The sequence below is a fragment of the Mesorhizobium sp. M7A.F.Ca.US.014.04.1.1 genome (genome assembly GCF_003998745.1).
GTDB lineage: Bacteria > Pseudomonadota > Alphaproteobacteria > Rhizobiales > Rhizobiaceae > Mesorhizobium > Mesorhizobium ciceri.
On the sequence record NZ_RZRW01000359.1, the window covers coordinates 1 to 6,045 of the forward strand.

General features: G+C 62.7%; 6 protein-coding genes and 1 pseudogene. 5 read left to right on the forward strand and 2 right to left on the reverse strand.

Annotated elements, in window-relative coordinates; genetic code table 11:
- The 3 genes and pseudogenes from fumC to EOA22_RS21860 form a co-directional block, all read left to right on the forward strand.
- Window positions 1-203 (forward strand): annotated as a pseudogene (gene fumC / locus EOA22_RS21850) (class II fumarate hydratase); the annotation flags it as partial.
- A 235-nt stretch (window positions 204-438) separates the two neighbouring features.
- A complete protein-coding gene (locus tag EOA22_RS21855; protein ID WP_013532413.1) occupies window positions 439-858 on the forward strand; it encodes a DoxX family protein in 420 nt (139 codons plus the stop codon).
- 157 nt (window positions 859-1,015) lie between these two features.
- Entirely contained in the window at window positions 1,016-1,420 is a 405-nt protein-coding gene (locus EOA22_RS21860; protein WP_013532414.1) for a DoxX family protein, read from the forward strand.
- A gap of 285 nt (window positions 1,421-1,705) precedes the next feature.
- Here EOA22_RS21860 and ppx read toward each other — a convergent pair whose 3' ends face one another.
- Both ppx and EOA22_RS21870 read right to left on the reverse strand, forming a co-directional pair.
- Window positions 1,706-3,241: an exopolyphosphatase gene (gene ppx, locus EOA22_RS21865; RefSeq protein WP_013532415.1), complete on the reverse strand. Its 1,536-nt coding sequence runs from the start codon at window positions 3,239-3,241 to the stop codon at window positions 1,706-1,708.
- Window positions 3,241-5,442: an RNA degradosome polyphosphate kinase gene (locus tag EOA22_RS21870; protein WP_013532416.1), complete on the reverse strand. Its 2,202-nt coding sequence runs from the start codon at window positions 5,440-5,442 to the stop codon at window positions 3,241-3,243. The genes ppx and EOA22_RS21870 overlap by 1 nt, the downstream gene beginning before the upstream one ends.
- 211 nt (window positions 5,443-5,653) lie before the next feature.
- Between EOA22_RS21870 and EOA22_RS21875 the strand changes: the two genes are divergently transcribed.
- Both EOA22_RS21875 and EOA22_RS21880 read left to right on the forward strand, forming a co-directional pair.
- Window positions 5,654-5,899 carry a zinc-finger domain-containing protein gene (locus EOA22_RS21875; RefSeq protein WP_013532417.1) on the forward strand — a complete coding sequence of 82 codons (246 nt, stop codon included), beginning with the start codon at window positions 5,654-5,656 and terminating at the stop codon, window positions 5,897-5,899.
- A gap of 19 nt (window positions 5,900-5,918) precedes the next feature.
- Window positions 5,919-6,045, forward strand: a 127-nt coding sequence (locus EOA22_RS21880; protein ID WP_127390213.1) for an FAD-binding protein, incomplete at its 3' end; no start/stop codon positions are given.

Genomic DNA, 6,045 nt, shown 5'->3' on the forward strand with positions numbered 1-6,045 from the left:
ACATCAAGGCGGCACTCGACCGCTCGCTGATGCTGGTGACGGCGCTGGCGCCGACCATCGGCTACGACAATGCCGCCAAGATCGCCAAGACCGCGCACAAGAAGGGCACCACTTTGCGCGAGGAAGCGCTCGCCACCGGGCTGGTCAGCGAAGCCGATTACGACCGGCTGGTGCGGCCGGAGGATATGACGCATCCGGGGTAGGCAATTCCAGGAAAAGTGTCTGCGGTTTTCGGTCCGGAATTGCGTCAACCAAAAGCCCGGTATTTCGTGAGGGGAGAATTTACTCCCGTCACGACCTCACCCGAAGCGAATTTTGCGCAGGCCGCCCGATCACGGAAACGTAAGTACTGTGAACAATGTGTCGCCAGTCTGGTGGCTTTGGTGAACAGTCGGTTTGCTCTATCTCCCCGGCATCAACCCATCCCGGAGAGCCACCATGTCCACCAACATTTCAGTCGCCGGTTCCGGCGCATCCAATGCCTCGACCACCATCCTCCTCGGCCGCGTCCTGCTCGCGGTCATCTTCCTGCTTTCAGGTTTCGGCAAGCTCACCGCCATTAGCGGAACAGCGGGCTATTTCGGCAGCCTCGGCCTGCCCTTGCCGACCGTAACGGCCACCGTCGTCGGCCTGATCGAGCTTCTCGGCGGCCTCGCCATCCTCGTCGGCTTCAAGACCCGGATTGTCGCCTGGGTGCTGGCGGTCTTCACGGTCGCTACCGGTTTGGTCGCCCATACCGGTTGGGCCGACCAGATGCAGATGATCCAGTTTCTCAAGAACCTCGCCATTGCGGGCGGCTTCCTCGTGCTGGCTTCCTCGGGCGCCGGTGCCTATTCGATCGACGCCAAGCGCGGCTGAGCCAAGACCCGGCAATAGCCGAACAAGAAAGCGGCGCGGAATTTTCCGCGCCGCTTTTTCGTTGTTGGTGCATGACCGCCGATCTGTCGGCCGGAGTTTCTGATAGGATCGGGGCTATCGGGACGAGGCCGGCCGGCGGCCGACAACGGAGGTGAACATGCCCCGCAACGCGCTGCTCCTGCTCTCCCGGCTGCTGCTCGCCGCCCTGTTCGTGCCTTCCGGTTTCCATGCATTGAGCGACATCGCCGGCACCACAGGCTATTTCGCCGGCCTCGGCCTGCCGCTGCCGACACTTGCTGCCTGGGGCACGGGACTGTTCGAACTGATCGCCGGGCTGCTCATCCTGGTCGGTTTCCAGACCCGGATCATAGCGCTTCTGCTCGCTGCCTTCTGTATCGTCGCCGGCTTCATCGGCCATTATGGCCAGGGCGGCGGCGACGCGATGCTCGCCTTCCTGCACCAGCAGATGCTGATGAAGGACATTGCGATATCAGGTGGGTTTGTAGCGCTGGCGATGGCCGGCGCCGGCGCATGGTCGATCGACGGGCGCGGCGCGGTTTGATATTTTTGCGTAGATGGGCCCGAGCTGATCGACCCCACTCCGTCTCGGCTTCGTCGAGTCACCTCTCCCCTGATCGACGGGGTAGAGGAAGGCCGCGAGCCTATTGCCGCCAACGCTCTTCCAACGAGGCTCCCTTCCTTTCCCTCCGGAGGGGGGAAAGGTGGCGCTGCAAAGCAGCGACGGATTGGGGGAAGCCGGTCATCAAAGGCGAAGCCGCCGGCGAAGTACGACCGGCAGGTCTCCGCTTAAGTCAGATAAGACACGGGTCTGCTAGCAGCTAGCGCCTTATTTCACTGACATGCTGGGGCCACCCTCGACGGCCAGCACCAGCCGGCGGTTGGTGATCCTGGCCAGCTGCGCCAGGCGCCCGGCCGGCCGCTCGCCATAGAGATCGGCCAGCGATGCCGGCAAGACCAGCGCCAGCACGCCGTTGGCGCGCTGTTCCCATTTCAGCCTGGGCATGATGCCGGGCATCGACGCCGTCAGCAGGTAGACGACGCGCATCATCGCGGCGAGGACGCGGGCGCGCTCCAGATAACGCGGCGATGCCAGAGCCTTGATCTCGGGGGCGATGGCTTCGTTGAAGATGCCGTCGTGACGATAGGCGTTGGCCATCGCCAGGAAAGCACGGCCAGGATGGTCGACGCCGAAGAAGGACGCGTGCGCAATGATGTTGAGCGATTGCTTGCCGCGGTATTCGGGATGCGCGCGCCAGCCGATGTCCGCCAGCAATGCGGCCGCGTGGCGGTAGCGCGCCTCGTCCTCGGTCTCGTCGATGCCGAAGGCGGCAAAGGTCTTGGCGGTCCAGTCGACAAGTTCATGCGCATGGGTGACGGAGCGCGAGCGCAGGCGGGCGAGTTCCTCCGAGGCCGAAATCAGCGGATCGGCCTTCCGCTCGGCCTCGTCGAGCAGCGAATAGAGAAAGCCTTCGCGCACGCCAAGCGCCGAGACGATGATCTTCGACGGCTGCATCGCCGCCATGATCTCCTGCAGCACGATGGCGCCATAGGGCAGCAGCGAACGGCGGTTCTTCGAAACGCCTTCGATGCCCTTGACCTTCTCGATCTCGGCCTTGGCCACCTGCTTGAGGAAGTTCGCCGCGCTTTCGGCCGATATCTCGTAATGGTGCATGACGCCAAGCGGATAGTTGGTCATTTCCATGTGCAGCCGGGCAAGATTTCGCCAGGTGCCGCCGACGGCGTAGAAGGGCCTGCCCTGCCCGCCTTTCAACAGCTTGGCCTTCGCCAGTTCGTCACGCGCGATCCTGGCCGCCTGGGTCAGCGAGTTCTTCGCCATGTCCTGCAGGCGCAGGCCGCCCAGCGGCAGCGTGATGCCGTCGCCGATCGCCTCGCCGCTGACATCGACCAGTTCGAGGCTGCCGCCGCCCAGATCGCCGGCGATGCCATCGGCCGGATGGAAACCGGAAATGACGCCGAGCGCGGAATAGTACGCTTCCTGACGACCGCTGATCACTCGGATCTCGGTCTTCAGCACATCCTCGGCGCGGTGGATGAAATCGGGGCCGTTGACCGCCTCGCGGGCCGCCGCGGTCGCCAGCACATACATCTGCTCGGCGCCCGCCTGGTCGGAAAGCGCACGAAAGCGGCGGAACTCTTCCATCGAGCGCGTTACCGCCTCGGGGTCGAGCTTGCCCGTCGAAACGATGCCGCGGCCGAGACCGGCCAGCATCTTTTCGTTGAACAGCATGGTCGGCGAGCGCGCCAGCCCCTCATAGACGACGAGACGGATCGAGTTCGATCCGATGTCGATGATGGACAGCGGTCGGCGGTCCTGCAGCCGGCCCTGAGAATCAGACAGCATCAGCCGGACGCTGCAGCGTTCTTCTTGCGGCGCTTGAACTGCGCGATGCGCTTGGGCGCATGCGACTTCAGCGCGTCACCCCGTCCCGACAGGCTCGGATTGGTCATGAAATATTCCTGCGCGTTGAACGGTTCCTCGCCCTCCTCCAGCACGACGCGCCGGGAGGTTCCATCAGCCAATACGTCGAAACTTTGCTGATTGTCCATAATGTTGCCCAGCATGATCTGGCCAAGGATCTGTTCATGCACAGTTGGATTGGTGATCGGCACCATGGTTTCGACGCGGCGGTCGAGATTGCGCGGCATCAGGTCGGCCGAGGAGATGTAGACGATCGCCTCGTCCGACGGCAGGCCGAAACCATTGCCGAAACAATAGATGCGGCTGTGCTCGAGAAAACGGCCGACGATCGATTTTACGCGGATGTTTTCCGACAGGCCCGGAACCTGCGGCCGCAGGCAGCAGATGCCGCGCACGACAAGGTCGATCTCGACGCCGGCGCGGCTGGCATCGTAGAGCGCGTCGATGATGATCGGATCGACGAGGGCGTTCATCTTCATCCAGATGCGCGCCGGTTTGCCTTGCACCGCGTAGGCAATCTCGTCGGCAATGTGCTTCAGGATGCGGCTTCTCAGCGTGAACGGCGAGATCGCCAACCGCATTTCGTCCGTCGGCTCGGCATAGCCGGTGATGAAATTGAACAGCTGGGCGACATCGCGGGCAATCGTCGGATCTGTGGTGAAGAAGGACAGGTCGGTGTAGATGCGTGCGGTGACCGGATGGTAGTTGCCGGTGCCGAGGTGCACGTAATTGCGCAGCTTGCCGTCCTCGCGCCGCACCACCAGCGACATTTTCGCATGTGTCTTCAGTTCGAGAAATCCGAACACCACCTGCACGCCGGCCCGCTCCAGGTCGCGCGCCCAGCGGATGTTGGCTTCCTCGTCGAAACGCGCCTTGAGCTCGACCAGCGCGGTGACCGACTTGCCGGCCTCGGCCGCGTCGACCAGCGCGCGCACGATCGGGCTGTCGTTGGAGGTGCGGTAAAGCGTCTGCTTGATCGCCACCACCTCCGGATCGGCCATTGCCTGGCGCAGGAACTGCACCACCACATCGAAGGATTCGTAAGGGTGATGGACGACGATGTCCTTCTCGCGGATGGCGGCGAAACAATCGCCGCCATGCTCGCGGATGCGCTCGGGAAAACGCGGATTGTAGGGCGTGAATTTCAGGTCGTCGCGGGGAACGGCGACGATCTCGGAAATCTGGCTGAGCGCCAATGGACCGGTCAAGACGCTGATGCGGCTGGACGACACGCCAAGCTCGCCGGCGACGAAATCGCGCAATTCGCCAGGCATCAGCCTGTCGAATTCGATGCGGATCACCGATCCGCGCCGACGCCGCTTCAGCGCCGTTTCGAACAGGCGCACGAGGTCCTCGGACTCCTCCTCGACCTCGATATCGCTGTCACGGATGATGCGGAACGTGCCGGAGCCCTTGACCTCGTAGCCGGGGAAGAGCTTGCCGATATAGAGGCCGACAGCCTCTTCCAGCGGGATGAAGCGGACATGATGCTTGCGGTCCGGCAGACGGATGAAGCGCTTCAGCGCCACCGGCAGGCGCAGCAGCGCGCTCATCTCCTCGCCATTCTTGCGATGGCGCAATTGCAGCGCCATCGAGAAGCCGAGATTGGGGATGAACGGGAACGGATGCGCCGGGTCGATCGACAGCGGGGTCAGCACCGGGAAAACCTGTTCCTGGAAATGGTCTTCCAGCCAGATTTTCTCGTCCTTGGTCAGCGCATCGCGGGTGATGCTCTCGATGCCTTCCTTGTTGAGCAGCACGGTGAGCGCCGAAAGGCTCTTCTGCTGGTCTTCCTGCAGCCGCTCGACCTCACGCAGCAGCTGTTCGAGCTGCTGTTCGGGGGTGCGGCCGTCGGGGCTCTTCAGCGTGATGCCCTCGCGCACCTGGCCGGCAAGACCGGCGACTCGGACCATGAAGAACTCGTCGAGATTGGCGGCCGAGATCGACAGGAAGCGGACGCGCTCCAGCAGCGGATGATTGAGGTTCAGCGACTCCTCGAGAACGCGCCGGTTGAACTGCAGCCAGGAAAACTCGCGGTTGACAAACCGGTCCGGGTTGCCGCCTTCCGGGCGAGCCACCTCGACATCCACGAATTCGTTCTGCACCGGCTTCAGTTCGTTCATGATTCCCGCTCTTCCACACCCGCTCAAGCCGGCTAGCCAGTCACTCTAGCGACCCATGGTCCCTCCCGGAAACCGAAATCGGTTTTCGGGCCATGGGTTAACCGGCTTAACTTATCCTCTGACAGGCTTTTGCGACAGTTTGATTTCATCGAACTTGCAAAGAGGCCTGATATGATCCAGATGCAGACGAGACTGCGTTAAGGAGACGACGATGGCAGGCGGTTCCATTCCCCATTTTCAGAACGATGCGGGCTATCCGGCAATCGACATCGGCGTGAAGGAATTCATGTGCACGGGCGCCAATCCGCCTTTCGACCACCCGCATGTGTTTCTGGACATGGGCGACGACAATGAAAAAGTCTGTCCCTATTGCTCGACGCTCTACCGCTATTCGCCGAAGCTGAAGGCGACGGAAACGCTGCCGGCCGGATGCATCTACATCGAACAGGCCGCCTGAGACTTTCGCGACCAGCCCGATGAACGACACGCGTTCCCGGCAAATTGTCGTCGCCGGGGCCGGTGTCGCCGGATTGACCGCAGCCCTTGCGTTCGCCGAACGCGGCTACCTTGTTCGGGTGTTCGAACAGGCGCAGCGCCTGGAAG

What these genes read in the sequence shown, in the direction of transcription:
- EOA22_RS21855 (WP_013532413.1), top strand. Translation starts at nt 439, where the DNA reads ATGTCCACCAACATTTCAGTCGCCGGTTCCGGCGCATCCAATGCCTCG.
- EOA22_RS21860 (WP_013532414.1), top strand. Translation starts at nt 1,016, where the DNA reads ATGCCCCGCAACGCGCTGCTCCTGCTCTCCCGGCTGCTGCTCGCCGCC.
- ppx (WP_013532415.1), bottom strand. Translation starts at nt 3,241, where the DNA reads ATGCTGTCTGATTCTCAGGGCCGGCTGCAGGACCGCCGACCGCTGTCC.
- EOA22_RS21870 (WP_013532416.1), bottom strand. Translation starts at nt 5,442, where the DNA reads ATGAACGAACTGAAGCCGGTGCAGAACGAATTCGTGGATGTCGAGGTG.
- EOA22_RS21875 (WP_013532417.1), top strand. Translation starts at nt 5,654, where the DNA reads ATGGCAGGCGGTTCCATTCCCCATTTTCAGAACGATGCGGGCTATCCG.